The organism is Sphingobacterium sp. UBA7625 (assembly GCF_002484085.1).
Lineage (GTDB): Bacteria > Bacteroidota > Bacteroidia > Sphingobacteriales > Sphingobacteriaceae > Sphingobacterium > Sphingobacterium athyrii.
On the sequence record NZ_DLJD01000028.1, the window covers coordinates 305,958 to 322,222 of the forward strand.

Annotated in this window: 16 protein-coding genes; 6 read left to right on the forward strand and 10 right to left on the reverse strand. The window is 41.9% G+C overall.

The annotated features are described in order from the left end of the window. Nucleotides 1-74 precede the first annotated feature (74 nt). Nucleotides 75-1,196 carry an AraC family transcriptional regulator gene (locus B4G94_RS12970; RefSeq protein WP_286859373.1) on the reverse strand — a complete coding sequence of 374 codons (1,122 nt, stop codon included), beginning with the start codon at nt 1,194-1,196 and terminating at the stop codon, nt 75-77. Nucleotides 1,197-1,234: 38 nt separating this feature from the next. Between B4G94_RS12970 and B4G94_RS12975 the strand changes: the two genes are divergently transcribed. Both B4G94_RS12975 and B4G94_RS12980 read left to right on the forward strand, forming a co-directional pair. Next, on the forward strand, nt 1,235-3,694 hold the full coding sequence (locus B4G94_RS12975) for a TonB-dependent receptor (RefSeq protein ID WP_286859375.1): 2,460 nt from the start codon (nt 1,235-1,237) through the stop codon (nt 3,692-3,694). 2 nt (nt 3,695-3,696) lie between these two features. After that, nucleotides 3,697-4,860 (forward strand): PepSY-associated TM helix domain-containing protein, encoded by a 1,164-nt coding sequence (locus tag B4G94_RS12980; protein ID WP_286859376.1) that lies wholly within the window; start codon nt 3,697-3,699, stop codon nt 4,858-4,860. Here B4G94_RS12980 and B4G94_RS12985 read toward each other — a convergent pair. The 9 genes from B4G94_RS12985 to B4G94_RS13025 all read right to left on the reverse strand — a co-directional run bounded on the left by B4G94_RS12985 (nt 4,835) and on the right by B4G94_RS13025 (nt 11,984). Continuing rightward, entirely contained in the window at nt 4,835-5,572 is a 738-nt protein-coding gene (locus tag B4G94_RS12985) for a hypothetical protein (protein WP_286859377.1), read from the reverse strand. The two genes, B4G94_RS12980 and B4G94_RS12985, sit on opposite strands and share 26 nt — an antisense overlap. Before the next feature lie 16 nt (nt 5,573-5,588). Beyond that, nucleotides 5,589-6,605, reverse strand: a complete 1,017-nt coding sequence (locus tag B4G94_RS12990) for a bestrophin family protein (protein WP_286859379.1) — start codon at nt 6,603-6,605, stop codon at nt 5,589-5,591. 7 nt (nt 6,606-6,612) lie between these two features. Next, a complete protein-coding gene (locus tag B4G94_RS12995; RefSeq protein WP_286859381.1) occupies nt 6,613-7,272 on the reverse strand; it encodes a potassium channel family protein in 660 nt (219 codons plus the stop codon). A 35-nt stretch (nt 7,273-7,307) separates the two neighbouring features. Further along, a complete protein-coding gene (locus tag B4G94_RS13000; RefSeq protein ID WP_286859384.1) occupies nt 7,308-8,681 on the reverse strand; it encodes an aldehyde dehydrogenase family protein in 1,374 nt (457 codons plus the stop codon). A gap of 19 nt (nt 8,682-8,700) precedes the next feature. Further along, complete coding sequence (locus B4G94_RS13005; RefSeq protein WP_286859386.1) at nt 8,701-9,135, reverse strand: hypothetical protein; 435 nt, start codon at nt 9,133-9,135, stop codon at nt 8,701-8,703. A gap of 2 nt (nt 9,136-9,137) precedes the next feature. After that, nucleotides 9,138-9,488, reverse strand: coding sequence for a DoxX family protein (locus tag B4G94_RS13010; protein WP_286859387.1), 351 nt, complete (start codon nt 9,486-9,488; stop codon nt 9,138-9,140). A 92-nt stretch (nt 9,489-9,580) separates the two neighbouring features. Continuing rightward, nucleotides 9,581-10,336: an SDR family oxidoreductase gene (locus tag B4G94_RS13015; protein WP_286859389.1), complete on the reverse strand. Its 756-nt coding sequence runs from the start codon at nt 10,334-10,336 to the stop codon at nt 9,581-9,583. A 70-nt stretch (nt 10,337-10,406) separates the two neighbouring features. Next, nucleotides 10,407-10,961, reverse strand: coding sequence for a TetR/AcrR family transcriptional regulator (locus tag B4G94_RS13020; RefSeq protein ID WP_286859391.1), 555 nt, complete (start codon nt 10,959-10,961; stop codon nt 10,407-10,409). 300 nt (nt 10,962-11,261) lie between these two features. Next, nucleotides 11,262-11,984 carry a LytTR family DNA-binding domain-containing protein gene (locus B4G94_RS13025; protein ID WP_286859392.1) on the reverse strand — a complete coding sequence of 241 codons (723 nt, stop codon included), beginning with the start codon at nt 11,982-11,984 and terminating at the stop codon, nt 11,262-11,264. A gap of 608 nt (nt 11,985-12,592) precedes the next feature. Here B4G94_RS13025 and B4G94_RS13030 point away from each other — a divergent pair. The 4 genes from B4G94_RS13030 to B4G94_RS13045 all read left to right on the forward strand — a co-directional run bounded on the left by B4G94_RS13030 (nt 12,593) and on the right by B4G94_RS13045 (nt 16,261). After that, the gene (locus B4G94_RS13030; RefSeq protein WP_286859394.1) at nt 12,593-13,723 is read left to right on the forward strand and encodes an HNH endonuclease; all 1,131 of its coding nucleotides are present in this window, start codon (nt 12,593-12,595) and stop codon (nt 13,721-13,723) included. An 11-nt stretch (nt 13,724-13,734) separates the two neighbouring features. After that, on the forward strand, nt 13,735-14,889 hold the full coding sequence (locus B4G94_RS13035; RefSeq protein ID WP_286859396.1) for a hypothetical protein: 1,155 nt from the start codon (nt 13,735-13,737) through the stop codon (nt 14,887-14,889). 307 nt (nt 14,890-15,196) lie between these two features. Continuing rightward, a complete protein-coding gene (locus B4G94_RS13040; protein WP_286859397.1) occupies nt 15,197-15,739 on the forward strand; it encodes a MauE/DoxX family redox-associated membrane protein in 543 nt (180 codons plus the stop codon). A gap of 177 nt (nt 15,740-15,916) precedes the next feature. Next, nucleotides 15,917-16,261: a hypothetical protein gene (locus tag B4G94_RS13045; protein ID WP_286859398.1), complete on the forward strand. Its 345-nt coding sequence runs from the start codon at nt 15,917-15,919 to the stop codon at nt 16,259-16,261. The last annotated feature ends 4 nt before the right edge of the window (nt 16,262-16,265 follow it).

The following is a 16,265-nucleotide window of genomic DNA, read 5'->3' on the forward strand; positions in this document are numbered from 1 at the left end:
CGCCGAAGTAGGCTGTTCATACAGAAATTGTAAATTACAAACATTTAAAATCTCCCGAAACCTACCCTGAGGCATTATTCTTTCGAAGAAGATTGTACTACCTTTGGTTTAACGCCGAAATGCTTCTTGAAGCTCGCTGAGAAATGCGCAGGATTGTTATAACCTAAAAAGCGTGAAATTTCATTTATTGGCCGATCGCCCTGTGTAAGTAGCGTCTTAGCTTTTTGCATTCTAACTTTGGTAACATGGCCATAAATGGTCGTTCCATAGCATTGTTTGAAATATTTCTTTAAATAGTTTTCATTCGTTCCCAATTCGGACGACAATTGCGATAAAGATGGCGGATCTGTTAACCTGCTCTCCACTATATTTTTTGCTTCGGCCATAAGTTTTTTCATTTCCGGGCTCAGGTTATTACCGGCCCTGGTGACCATATTGCCAAACTTGTGCTGGTCGAATGTCCGCGCCAACAGCTCCAGGAGCTTGCCAGAACAAAACAAGGGTTTCCATTCTTTATCAAGCTCCGGATTAAGCAATTCCACTATAATTTTCTTCTGCTGCTCACTGATCAATATGGAGTCTTCAAATAGCGTACCCGTTCGTGACTTTTCCAGAAGTCGGCGTAACTTCACCCGAAATGAGCTATCTACGGGCAAATATGCCTCAAACAAGGAGATTGGCATATTGATTTCAAAAAAACTTTCTGCTGGGCGACGATGCCATAACCCTAAAATCTGAGGTGCTGCAAACAGGTAACTTTGTACATACCCAGGTGAAGACCGTCCCAACAGGTTACCGTCCACGTAGTACTGCCGGTCGCTGTTTAAGGCGAAAAAAACATGAATGTAAGGAACCGCATTGTCAATACAGATATAACCATCACTGGGAGATGTTAGCTCCCCATGCATCATATGAATTCCCTGTGGCATGACGATCTCAGCTATTTCCATCTGCGAAGAATACTGCTGCAAGGAGTTTTTCCGAATTTGAAAAGGCTCATTCATAAATGTTCGGATATCAAACGAATAGCGGGGCGGGGCGCCTGCCATTTCTTGCGCTACCTGTTCATCCAGGGACCATGTATCCCGCAGATGCGCATTATTGGAAAGGACTTTTTCTAAACTATCCCTGTGCATGCCAACGTATAAAATTCCCGAATTGCATATTTTTTCTCCCCCAAATATAAGTTTAATCATCGAATTTTGTTTCCTTATTAAGATTAAATTTAAATAAAATGCGAAAAATACCTATGCTTGTCGCAACAATATGGAGTTTACAACTTACTCATACGCATGCGCAAGAAAAACAGCCATTCAATGGGACAGTCTTGAATGAATACAACACTCCGCTAGCTGGAGCTACAATCACCGTACTTAAAACCAACCAGCATACTGCAACAGACCATCATGGCCAGTTTATATTGTCTACATTAGCCAAAGGCACTTATGATATCCGAATCAATGCAATCGGTTACAAAACAATTAAGCAGAAAATTTCGATCGATCCGGCACATCCAATTACCTTAGCATTTCCCATGTCTCGTGCAGAAGAGTCTTTACAAACCGTGGAAATTTATGGGCGCAAAGAAAAGTCTTATCGAAACACACAGTCCTTTATCGGTAGCAAGACCGAAACCAAATTACGCGATTTGCCGCAGTCTGTTTCTTATGCGACCAAAGAGCTTATTGCCGACCAAGGATTGATGCGTGTAGGTGAAATTGTTAAAAATTTCAGTGGTGTCAATCAGTTTACCTTTTACGACGATATTACGATCCGTGGTTTTCGGATCAACGGGGGATCCAATACCCAGCTGGTCAATGGCATGCGCACCACAACAGGATTCTGGAAACAACCGCTGGCCAATTATCTGGAACGGGTAGAGGTATTGAAAGGCCCATCGTCGGCCCTCTTCGGAAATGCAAGTCCCGGGGGTGTCGTTAATCGTGTCACAAAAAAACCGCTCGATGAGGCACGAAAATCGCTGCAATTTTCTGTAGGAAGCTTCAACAACCTCCGTGCCCTTGCCGACTTTACCGGGCCTATGACGACAGACAAAACGCTCCTGTATCGCCTCAACATTGGCTATGAAAATGCGCAAAATTTTAGGGATCTTCAGTTCGATAAAAACTTGGTCTTAGCACCGTCATTCTCCTTTATTCCTTCAGAAAATACGCGTATCAATTTTGATATGGTCTATAATGATTCGAAGTCAAGACTCGACCGCGGACAATCTGTCTTTGCCAACGGCGATCTCTATTCGACCCCTATCAGCCAATCCATGAGCACAGCCAATGATTTTCTGAATGAACAAACCTATATGGTGACCGCTTCGTTAAATCACCGTTTCAATGAAAAGCTGAGTTTCAATGCATCTTATATGAAAACAGGCTACGCAGAGGACCTATCCGAACACCGATCAGCCAATGCCTATGCTGTAGACGGGAAAGGAAATAATATTGAAAATATGGTGGCGAGACAGGTTTTCATCCGAAACAGAAAACGGTTTGTCGATAATATCACTGCTTTCTTCAATTACAACCTAAACACAGGTGTGTTAGCACATAAACTCATTGCAGGGTATGACTATGCGCAGGAAGTCTTGCCAGTAGGTGGTTCGCAGCTGACAGCAAGTGGCTACAGAAATAAAGATAATACAGGAACCATTGCACGATTTGATCCAAAAAAAATCGGAGATTATCTGCTCGATAAAAATGGCAACCCAGTGCCCAACGTATCCAGTTTTGACCTCAGCAATCCCTTGAAAAGTCAGCAGTTGCAGGACGGAAGTAAATATTTTTATGCATCTACATTGGTCGCACCGACTTATTATCATCTGAATGCCCTGTATGTGCAGGATCAGCTCACCTTGGGGCCTCTTCAGTTATTGCTGGGGCTAAGGTATGAGAACTACAAGGATATCGCCAATTATAAAACCGACCAAGCGGAGAATGTACACCAAGATGTCATACTGCCACGCTTCGGTGCAGTGTATACCATTAATCCACAGATCAATTTATACGGAACCTATGTCAAAGGCTATAACCCACAAACAGCTTCGGCACTGGCAAATCCAAATGCAGGCGGCCCATTTGATCCGCTCGAGAATGATATGACTGAATTTGGTTTGAAGACTGCCTGGCTGGATGGAAAACTGCAGGCGAGTACAGCTATCTATCAGATCAATCAAAAGAATACCCTTTACCCAGCGCCTACTGATGATAATGCCGACTTAATGGAGCAGATCGGAAAGGAAAGATCCAAAGGCATAGAGTTTGACATTCAGGGCCAGATTCTACCCTATTGGAGCGTGATCGCTTCCTATGCTTACAATGACGCCAAGATTACCGAAGGTGGCAATAAGGAAGAATTGAATAAACAAAAACCAAACGCGCCTCAAAATACAGCAAATATCTGGACCAGATTCTCCATTCCTTCCGGAAAAGCAAAAGGTTTGGGAATAGGTGTCGGTGCGAATTACGTAGATAAGAGAAACCTTTCCATTAACCAAAACCAGACAGTACCCTCGTACAGTTTACTGAATGCAGCCTTGTACTATACCATTGGGAAGGTGCAACTGCAGGCCAACTTGAATAATATCACCAACAAAACACATTGGGTAGGTGGTTATGATTATATCCGTCTATTCCCGGGTGCACCACGCAATTTCCTATTTACCCTAGGCTATACCTTTTAAGTATGACTTTCAAAAAGATAATGTTGTTTTTACACCGCTGGATCGGATTATTGTCCGGTCTGGTGGTTTTCATCGTGAGCATTACAGGCGCTATTTATGTCTTTGAGAAGGAACTGTTTGCGCTATTTCATCCCAGCTATGTGACGCTAGCGGCACAGAAAGGCGAAAAAATCCTTCCCCTTTCAATCATGAAGGCAAATGCACAGCATGTCACCGATCATCCCATTAACATTATCCGCGTTCCCGCTACCACCGATCAGCAACAAGCTTATGTTTTTGAATCCCTTAAACGCCGTCCAAAGAACGATATTGCGGGCGTATTTGTAAATAAAGAAATCCGCTATTGGGACCGTATTTTCGTAGATCCCTACAGCGGAAGGGTCTTAGGGAAAATAGATGTCGAGACTGATTTCTTCTGGATTGTAAGGCAGATCCATCAATTTTTATATCTCAGGCGCGACATCGGAAGCACCATCGTGGGCAGCAGCGTTCTGCTGTTTATCATTACGCTACTTTCGGGTCTTTTCCTTTGGTGGCCCAAAAACCGTAAGGTCGCTGTTAAACGGCTCAAGATCAATTTCAGCGCTAAATGGAAGCGTCTCAACTATGATCTTCACCAAGTACTAGGCTTTTACGCTTTCTTCGTTGCTATGATCATAGCGGCAACAGGTTTAGTCTGGTCCTTCAAGTGGTGGGAAACGAGCATATACTGGCTTATGGATGGTAAGCGACCCAATACGCAGATCGAAGAGCCAAAAGCACCAAACAATACGATGCGTGAGGCCAGTGTCGCTTCGGTAGACCTGATATGGTCCGATGTTGTAAATAAGCACACGGTACATCAGGGCGTTTTTATCAATTTGCTTCATGAGGTTTCCCAAGCGAATGTAACCATCTATAATAAGGGAAACACCCTATGGTCGGCCTCGGATACCTATGCTTATGATCTCCGTAATGGAAAACACTATTTTAAGAGGCTACAAAATGATAAAACATTAGGCATGAAATGGAGAAATTCCAATTACGACATTCATGTCGGAAAAATAGCCGGGAGGACAGGTATGTGGATCGCATTTATAGCAAGCTTAATCTGCGCCTCCCTGCCGGTTACAGGCTTCTACATCTGGTATGGCCGAAAATTTAAGAAGAAAAATAGGCATCCATAAGATTCTTCCTTTCCATTGTAGCAACGTTGATATATTCAAACTTTTTATACTGACAGAATGATCCCATATCCTTATCTCCATTGATAAAGATACCACCTACCAGAATCACATATTTGCAGGGGTATCGGGTTTCTTTTACCAATACTTCGATGCGTTCATCTATCGCTTCATACATGACTTCTGTCGCTTCAAAAATTTGGTTCTCCGCATTCAGTATTCTTTCTTTACTGTGGAGAAAAATCTGCTCAATGGTATTCATCTGAAAATCCAGCGAAGTGATATTTCCTTCAATGATCTGTCCGGCGGCCAGTTTGGCAAGAGCGCCTTTTGCTGCCCCACAGCAGGCAGAATTGGCGGCCTGTCCTATTCTGCTGATCTCTCCTATCTGCCCATCCCGGGTAATCCCGATGTGCGGCGCATAAAAAATGATTACAGCCCCATCTTCAGGGACATGGTGCGCAAAAGCTCCCATTCCTGTCAGTCCGGCAAAAGGAAAACCGTCTAGTCCGCCCAAATGAAATGGACCGAGCATTTCATAAGCTCTAGGTGGATATTGTATGGCATTGACGTCGTCACAGCACATACTGTCTGCATGCATCAACTGCTTAGGTTTTAATTGCAGGTGTTTTTCAATCGTGTCCAATAAACGATTGACCGTATCAATAGACGTTAAGGCCTTTGGATACCATTTTCTTACAGATTCTATACTCATAATTTTATTATTTTTTTTACATAACGATATTATTAACGGGCTGTATCGCAGGAGGGAGCTCCTTTTCACCCAACATTTCACGTAGGTCAATTTCGATGTTCCTGCTGATCTGTGTGATCGGAATATCATTGGCATTACCCTCAAATGGATTTTCGGTACTCTCCCCGATCTGTTCCAGTACCAGAAACACCCAGCCCAATAGGATACTGAAAGGAACGGTAAGCCAGACGATAGGTTCGCCAAATTTCTCGATCATTTTAGAAAACTCCCCCAAAAACCCTAAAGGAAGCAAAATGCAGAGTGCATTTGTGAAATAGAGATTGATGCTCGAAAACTGGCGTGGATAAGGAAAATTTTTGATTCTTTCACATTTTCCCTGCTGATCATACAATTCCTTGAACTGATTTTCAAGTGCAGTATAATTATAAGCCGAAATTTTACCTGCTTCATTTAATTCCCTTAACTGCGCAGACTGTAAGGCAATGATCTGGGTCGCCCTGTTTTTTGTGGAAAGCACATAGGTAAGCTCATCATCGCTCAAAAAGTTCATGAGTTCCTCATCAAGTTTACCTTTCCATTCAGGAACTTCATAGTGCCTGAGAAATTCTTTATTGTAGCTTTTTGTCTTTACATGTTCCCAGCTTTTTGTTTCCCTGAGCTGAAACCTCAATGCCGTAAGCCAGGCAAAATGGCGATAGATGATCTGCTGATGCACAGCCTGCTCCTGTACCTTATCGTCCATTCGTATGAAGTCGCGTACCAAGATCCCCAAACTGCGGCTGTTGTTGATGATCGCACCATAGATCTGACGGGCTTCCCAACTCCGGTTGTACGTCTGCGTATTCTTGAATCCCGAAATGAATGCCGCCGCCGTCCCCAGCAATGCGACCGGAACCCAGGGGATAGCCAGCCATTTCCAGCCCATAAAATAAAAAAGCACGGTTGGAATAACACTCAGAATAAGCATTTTATAGATCTTCATCCGGGTCCAGGGAATGAAATGGTAAAGTTTGTAATGTGAGCCTATATTCATAAATAAATTAATTTTTTGATGAAAATTTGCTGATCAGAATCCCGACGAGTACAACCGTGTAAAATTGACCGGCTATTCCCACAAATGCGGTGACCAATTTGGTAACATGGGTATTGGGCGTAATATCTCCAAATCCGATACTGGTGAAAGTAATCGAACAGAAGTAGACCAGATCCATAAATGTAAGTGCGGGGGAGGACAGATCAACTCCTTTAAAAGATGTAGGATCGCGGTACTGGAAAAATTGCAGTGCAAACACCGAGATTTCTATCAGCAACATATACCCGCATATGGCTGCCGAAATAATATCCGTATTGATATATCCGGGTTTTATCAGAAACCGGAGTACCTCCATAAAAAGAAAGCTAAAGAACACCACATAGTTGATATTCAAAAAGGTAAAATACCAGGATAGGTCCTTAAAAAATGGGATGCCAACAGGTAATAACAAAATGATGATGAAATGCAGATTTCTGAACCAGTTGCCCCAGCTATGTTTTCCGGTAAACAACAAGATAGACCCTATTCCCAATATGAGCATGTTGACCGGCCATATGACACGGGTATAAAAATCCAGATCCGTAAGAAATATTCCTACAAATAAATGCTGCATCAGGACGAGCAGAAGAATTTCATATTTTCTTTTCTGCAACTTTTGAATGATCATCGGCGATTTTAATAAAAATTGAAAGCTGGTCATTATTAACCGAAGATACTCAGGTTTTTAGCAATATCCTTGTTGGCATAGGGCGGAAAAACATCCAATTCAAGATCAGGATTCCCGATCAACATGGCTTTGGTGTTACTCAATGCGTCAAAGCCCGCTTTGCCGTAATATTTTCCCATCCCGGAATATCCTACTCCGCCAAACGGAAGACTGTCGATCCAGCAGTGCAGGTTTGTCTGGTTGATACAGCCTCCGCCAAATGAAACCGAATTCAGGAAATGGTCAATATTCTTCTGGTTTTTGCTGAAGATATAAGCAGCGAGCGATTTAGGTTTTCTTTTGATGATATCCACCATTTCTTTAAAATCAGCATAGACCATCACAGGTAAAACCGGGCCAAAGATTTCCTGTTGCAAAGCTGGATCTTCCCAAGTACTTGGATACAATATTGTGGGCTCGACGTACCTCGCTTTGATGTCATATCTGCCGCCCAAAACTACTTTTTCGGGAATGATATAAGAAGCAACTCTTTCCGTGTCATGCTCACTGATCATTCGTGCAAAATCAGGGCTTTGCTGCGGATCTTCGCCGTACATTTTCAGGGTCGACTTTTTCAATTTATCAATGAATTGGTCTGCAATACTTTCATGGACATATACATAGCCCGGCGCAATACACCACTGTCCCGAAATCGCATTGTGCCCCCATGCGATTCTGTCTACGGCAATATCAAGATTGGCATTCTCATCGACGACGGTAGGGTTCTGTCCGCCCAGTTCCAAAATAACCGGAGTAAGGTTTTCTGCCGCAGCCCTCATGATCACTTTTCCCACGGATGAACTTCCGGTAAAAAAGATAAAATCAAAGGGCAGCTTCAGGAGTTCCGTAATTTCCTCCCGCCCCCCTGTCACCACATTGACCGCCTGCGGTTCAAAGTATTGGGGGATCAGCTCCGCAAAAAGTGCAGCCACGGTAGGCGTGGTATTGGCGGGTTTGAGAATAACCGGATTGCCAGCTGCAAGGGCCGCAATGGCAGGATCCAAAAGCAGTAGGACAGGTGCATTAAACGGTCCAATAACCAATGTTACGCCAAAAGGCTCTTTATAAATGATCCCTTTATTACCAGTTTTTTCAAGTCCTTCCGGTATGGCAACCGGCTCCGGCTCCATTAATTTCTGGAGGTTTGCTTTGTAATATTTTATATTGCCCAGCGGTACGGTAATTTCAAATAGCTGTTCAAAAGGCGGTTTATTAAAATCTTGCTTCAATGCCTGACAAAATGCCTCCTGATTTTCGACAAGCATTTTTTCTAACCTGTTGAGCTGATCAATGCGCCATTCATAAGTTTTGGTGCCGTCTGTAAAGAAAAATTCTTTCTGTACATCAAAAATTGATTGATAATTGCTCATAACCTTATATTTTGGAGAGCTAATCCGCTTGTCCTATATCGAGACGCGAGATTTTTCCCTCTGTATTGAAATGAAATTTAAAATAGGTTCTAAAGTCGCCCCAGCTATCTGTATGGAAGTTCCCATAGATATCTTTTCCATTATTCTCTACTTTATCAATGCTGGTAAAGCGTTCATGCCCACAGGCTTCCTTTACAAATTTCTGAAAGTCCCTCGGATTTCCGTCATCGTACAATTTTGCATCCGTGGTAAAGAAAGACAAAAAAGCTTGGCCGTCTCCATTTTGCCATGCGTCGAAGGCCTTTTTTACGATGCTATCTGTTAGTTTATTGGTATCCATATTATTATTCTTTTGTTGTGTTTTGATCGTTTTATTAGCCGAAGAAGGGGGCTGCTGTCCACAGGCTGTAAATCCAGTAGCGCAGATTGCGATCGCCGTCATTATATTTCTCATGACTATGTATTTTTTAAGGGATGTTGCAGGTAGATAATCACCAGGTTCAATAGTAAAAACGGCAGTTCGATCAGCACCCCTTTCAGGTCTTTATCCAGCAGATGCAGACAAATGATCAGCAAAATCCCCGCTGCCATTAAAAAGTTTCCCCAGACAAAAGTCTTCGGGAACAAGATCATTAAAGCGGCAATCATCGTAACCGCACCGTTTACTGCCAGTGCTGTTTTGTTAAATCCCCATTTACTGAACATGTCCATCATTGCGGGTTTCCCCATCAGCATGGCATAGCCCTGTTTTATTCCCATAAATACAGCGATGAGGATCAATATCGAATTAATCAGTCTGAGTATCATAATTTTAGGCTTAAAAGTAAAAATGGATAATGGGTTTTATTTAAAATTACCATTATCCATTATCTGATCAATTATTTCTGGTTAATCAACAATTATCTTGTGGTATAACCGCCGTTGGCAAAAATAGTTTGCCCGGTGATCCACCAACCATCCGTTACCAAGAATTCTACCAAAGGAGCGATATCCTTGATATCTGTCAGTCCGCCCAACGCAGATGCCGATTTGTGATAGGCTACCGCGTCATCACTCTCCTGTCCGTAAAAGAAAGGTGTGTCCATAGGACCCGGAGCTACTGCCGTCACAGAGATGCCCCTGCCTCCGAATTCTTTCGAGGCCGCTCTTGTAAAATGCTCTACCGGTGCCTTAGCCCCCGCATATGTTGAATACAATCCAGTATATGCAGCCAGCAAGGAAGTCACAATCGTACAGATTTTACCATGGTCATTTATTTTTTTACCAGCTTCCTGCAGGAAAAAATACGCCGATTTTGAATTGATTCCGAACATGGTATCATATTCCGCCTCTGTCGTTTCGACAAATGGTTTTTTCAAAACCATACCCACGGTGTTGATGGCGATATCAATTCCACCGAAAGTCTTTATGGCTTCATCAAAAAATTTGGTGATATTACCTACCTGGGTCAGGTCTCCCTGAAATAAAAATGCATCAGCACCCAAGGCTTTGACATCAGCCAATGTTTTTTCGCTTTCTGCTTTTGAGCTTTCACTATTAAAATGAATAGCCAGCTTTGCTCCTTTTGCTGCAAAATCTCTGCTTAATAAGCCGCCAAGGTTTTTTCCACCTCCGGCAATCAGGACTACTTTTCCTTTTAAATCGTTGTGTGCCATAATTTTGTTTCTTGTGTAATTAAAGCTACAAAAACTGACGGAATATTCCGTCAGTTTTATGAAAAAAAATTTATGCTTTTATGGAGTCCCAGCACATTTGTAAAAATAGGGCTATTGTAGCATCGTCTATATCCATCTTTTCATCCATGGCCCACAAAAGCCATCCATTAATCGTACTAAAAGTAAATAGTCTCAGGCGTCTTGCTGTTAAAGGTTTGAACAAATTCTGCTCCAGGCCCAGCGCATATAATTCGTCAAATTTCAGAAAGTCCATCATAGCTACTTCATGGATTTCTTTTGTTAAAATCGGTGATGCTGCAAATTGATAAGAAAACTGAAATTCCAAGGGGTGTTCAAGAAAATAGCGAATCACCCTTTCCCAAAGAAAATCAAACTGGCTACGGAGACTACCCTGTTGTGTATAATTTTTAAAAATATAAGCGGATTCCTCGGATTTTTGACGTATCCAAATTTGCTGTACGATCTCTTCCTTGCTGCCAAAGTAACGGTACACCGTACCGATGCCTACCTTTGCTTCAGCTGCTATCTGCGCAATGGTCACTGCATGTAAGCCTTGGGTAACGAAGAGTTTAAGGCCCGCCTTTAATATCTGTTCTCTTTTCAAAATAAAATAAATATAGTCTCAAATTTAACAAAATATCTCTTGAATAAACTATTACAACATATTTTATGACGTATATTCTCAAACTGGGGCAGGCCCACGGCCTCTTCTGTAAACCGAAAAATATTCGGGTATACGATGTACCTCAAGGCAGAAATATTATCTTTAAGACTCAAAGAACATTAAAGATCAAATAAGAAAATGATAGACAACAAAGACGTTATCTCCATAGCGGAAGTTCAGATCAGAAGCTTTATCGAATCCAAAAGGCCACAGGATATCGAGGTGAGAAAGAAGTACACCTCATTCCATGTCAAACCAGCGTTTAAATTCAGCCGCATCTTGACGGCTGACAAAAATATCCTCTTGGCGCTCAAAATTCGGTTTCAGTTCGATCGTTAATACACCATTCTCTAGAGCATGATATCCTTTAATGATACTCCGATTGACGATATAACGCCTGTACATCAGGTAGTATTGATCATGGTCGAGTACTTTCATCAATGCATCGAGACTATAGTTGTGTGTATACTCCTTGCTATTCGTTAAGGTGAAAAGCTTTTTATCGTCGGCTGAGCTTTTGATAAATGTAATGCTGTCAAGTGTGACGTAATTATCTTCATATCCGTATTTTACCCTCAGACAAGGAGCGAGCATAACTGCATCGGAAAAGTCTTCTATCCTTTGGTCTTCCAATTTCCGCTGCAACTTTTCAACTTCATGAAGCAACTCTGTGAGTCCTGCCCTTTGAATTTCCACCTCTACATATTGATCTTTAACGAATCGGGCAAAACGGGTAATGTATATCAGTAAAAATAATAGGTTTAATATGAACATGAACAAAAATACAAACCTGAATTCGTCGCGCAGATATTGGCCAATAGCTTCCGTTCCCTTTGAGGTTAACGGAAAAAACACCAGTAACACCGCAATCGTTGTGAGCAATGCCGGCAAAAATAATCCATATACAATTTGCCCGATCAAACGCCGCTTAAAACCTGCCTGCCAAGATAGTGTTCTATCCATGTATTTATTCAATAGCTGCTGTCCATATAATACGCAGAAACTAATAATTGAGGAAAGGAACCAATAGAGATAAAACCTAAACTCTGAATAGCGCTCATCGAAAACTAGAAACTTGCTGGGTGAACAGAAGAAATTACCGATCAGTATAGACAAAAATAATTGAAGTCTGATCGAAAAGTAGTTGACTTGAATCTCAGCATGAAATCTCTCCGTTAGTTTTTTTGTATGCATAAAGTTGTCACATTGGTTAAGGCAGGTAAAAATAACTAATTTACTAAATAAAAAATAGGCAGATTCTTAAAAGAGTGCTGCAAGATTTGGTAAAAATTTACAGAAAGTTGTTTTATTTTTCAGCCCACCTCCTATCCGACGAACCGTTCATCCAATAATTTCGTTTTCATCCATCGGTGCAAAAGACCTTCTGCGAGGCTAAAAAGCAAGTTTTACATCTAACTATTGCTACGGTTCATCCCTTGATATCCACTTTGCCTTGCCTTCTAGGTAATACCTTGTTAATTTTATAGTAGGGGGATTTTTAAGAATGACCAAATTTATAAGACGGTTAGCGCAAGCTATTATTTGACTATTTATCAATAAAGAATATAATTATGAGAAGATTACGAATAACACATGGGCCATCGTTCTACCGCTCCTCCGTAGACCAATGTTTTTACTGCGAGCGCCATCTGAGTGGCTATAATAACTGGACTAACCTGCAGCGATGCAATGAGCTATTCCGGCCGTCAACAAAATGGTGCGGAAATAAGATCCGGGTCACCGTGTGCCATACCTGCCAAAGAGCCAAATCGCGACTTGAGCCTGAAGAATTCCTAGAAATACTGCAAGAGTGTTTTGACAAGCATCTGGAATTTAAATATATTGATGTATCACGGATCCAGACCGTAATCAGAAACGTGTCGTATATCCTGAACCAACTGGAACCGAATCTCAATCAACGAAATCTCTCAATTGTCAAGAAAACGGACTCCGAAAAACCGCAATTAAAATATCAAGAAGTAACGAGCGCACAGTCCGTCAATGAAGCAACAGCACAAATCAATACAACCCTCACCTGTTACTACTGCAACAGACCATTAGACATTTCCCGGAAAGATCCCAGTAGTCAGATCACACGTGATCATGTACGCCCTATCTCCAAACATCCTGACTCAAGGCTGATTGTATTCAGCTGTCACCGCTGCAATAATACCAAGGCGAACGATGAGCCTGAAATTTTTCTGAGCAAACTAAAAATTGCCCATTTTCACGAACAGAATTATAAAAAAATACCCTACCACTTATTAAGCACGATAATTATTAATCTACGCAATTTAATTAATAAGTCCTTACAGCCATTTGCCTCAAACCCTATTCTGGAAACGCTACAGCTCTACGATCTTCCGGCCCTGCGGCAGCAGCTTCACGACAAAAAAAGACAGCTTTGGCTCGATCAGCTGGATGATTATGCATTGCTAGAATTGCTCTTAATATGCCTAAGTGTACAGACTAAGCGATCAAGGGATGGCCTAGCGCATGATGCTACTTTTTTAAATATTATGCTGTGGCAAGAGCGATTGGAACTCGCTTTAAATATCGGTTGGATCTCGGCATTCTACCGTATCGATACGATCGACTTTCACTCCTTAACGGATGAGAAAGACTTTGATCAATTTTATATTTTAAACGATCGGGGCCGTGCCATTTTACAACTGGAGATAACCTGCAGTCAACAACAATAAAATAGGTAGTCATGATCAGATCGTTAAACCAATTGGAAGACGCAATCAATGCGTACGGCATATTGCAAGGTAGTTTTCAAGGCAGTGCCATCCCGAGTGACAAGTCTATTGTAATGGCCTGCGATGCCCTTATCCGCGATTCCGAACAGCTTTATATTAGCCATTCCGAATCAGACATGGCCAAGGAATCTTTTAGACGCTATTATACCAAATTCAGGCTGCTTTTTGATAGGTTATATACCTATAAAGTCTATCAGTCGGACAGCACCATTGTCAAACTTCACGAAAGTATCTGGCAGAGCATTCAGCATTTTAAAGAGCATATGAATCCCTTGGAGGAGCTCCCCATATACGACCAGCAGCTTCTCACAGAGAGCAGCCTCACAAAACTGAATCAATTATTCGCCCACTTACGCGCGAAGCAACTCGATGAAGAATATCTCTTAGAAATCCAATATGGGATGGACAGTCTGTTTGATGAGCACAAGCCGCCCAGACTACTTTTCTATCATTGCGAATGGCTCAACAGCTTTCTTATGGCGTTGGAAAGCATTGCCTACGATATACGAGACAAATCCTACCCGAAGCGGTTTATTGAATTGCTGGTCCGATACAATTTTAACTATCTAGGGCTTCGAAACCGATGGAAAGAGAGTATTGAAAGACAATTGAATCCACTATCCCGAGCTGAGAAGCTGTCTGCCCTCTTGCTCCTGGAAAAGGAAATCACCCACTTCCTCCCCTTTCCTACTAGTCACTATGATATCGAACAGCCCCAGCTCAAGACTATGATGAATGAATACATTTGTGCTGAACTGGATTATCTGGAAAAAATCTCGCACCTGGAAGCCGAGGGCAAAGATACACTAGACCAGATTCCCAGTTCTTCCAGCGGAATCCATATGACGCTCACAGGGGAGGGAATTACCTGCCTGTTCCATTATTCCAACAAAGTCGGCCTTTTTAAGAATAAGCATAAAAGTGATGCTGCCGTAGGCGTAGCCCAGCATATGGTCACCAATCGGGGCAACCGAATCACAGCCAATCAGCTGTCCAAATTCAACAAATTTGAACATATATTCAGCCTATACCTCGTTGAAGATAAGCTCAAGGAAATGCTCCATTTCATAAAAAAAGATATTGAAGAAGTCGAGCTAAGAAAATAATTTAGGATTTAAAACCCTTTTTAAAACAGCTTAAAACGTCTTTTTAGAAAAACTAGGGGGATTCCACTTTATCCCCCTAGTTGGTTTAAACTCCAGATCACTATCCTTGTCCCAGAAACTGAATACTCCTCCCCTTCAGTGCGGTTTTCCTCCATTGGCATCTATCCACAGAATATATCCCATCTCCCCTTTTTTAAAACGTACAATTGTTTAAAGTACTTTAAAGGCTGATTTATTAGCTCAATCCTTCTAGATAAGATTGAGCCGCTTTGTCCTTCCTTTGCTTTCAGACTTACACAGTATGATAATGAAAGCGAAAAAGATTATATACCAGATCATCCTCATTACACTGATGGCTCTTTGGATCCCGATCAGTCTGGACAAGTTTATCAACTTTGAACTATTCAGATCAGCCATGATACAACAGCCTTTTAGCGATCAGTTGGGTATGTACTTAGCCTATAGTTTGCCTCCTCTCGAGCTCGCCGTTGGTCTACTTTTTATAAGGCCAAAGACGAGAATCTGGGCATTTGGCCTATCATCGCTACTGATGATAGCCTTCGTAGCATACGTAGGCTTAGCTGTTCTGAAAGTCTGGGGTAAATTCCCCTGCGGCTGCGGATTGGTATTCCACCAAGTAGGCTGGACAGTCCACCTCTGGCTCAATATGGGATTTTTGATCGTCAGCTTGCTCGGGTTATGGCTTGAGATGAAGGTAGTGAAAAATCAATCTTCGATCAATCGAAACATTGGAAATAACGCCAGTCATCATAATGGACTTGTGCAAATGGATTCAGGTTCACCAACTGCGACTAAATTGAAAACCAGTCCTAGGTTACAAAAAGAATAGTGTACCACATCAACGGCGGAACTTGGATTCAAGGCTAATCTGGGTGAAGGGCGCGTCTGCCAAAAGACACTTACTGTATTCCAGCGCTGTTGTCGATGGCTACGTACAGAAAACCGACACATCGAAGGGATAAAAAGAAATTTAAAAAACTAAAGTAAAAACTTAAAAATTAATAACATGAAAAATTCAGTTAATTCTATTAAACAACACGGCTTGGCCGTCTTTGCCATGACACTCTTATTAGGTTATGGAGGTTATAGTTATGCAAAATCGATGTTCAGTACGCCTTGGTATGAAATTACCAGTATGGCATCTAATCCAAACAACGACCAATTGGGAAGTTCAACAGCTGATCCGACTTCGGGTGGAGAATGTGATCTCCCTGAAGAAGACATTCGTTGTGCCGTACAATTTAACAATCCGAACAATCACGATCTTACAAACAAAACCGTTGCTCAAGCTTTGGCATTATCTGGTGTAACCATAATTGATTACACGTACAGAGATGATCCAAACAACTAATTTA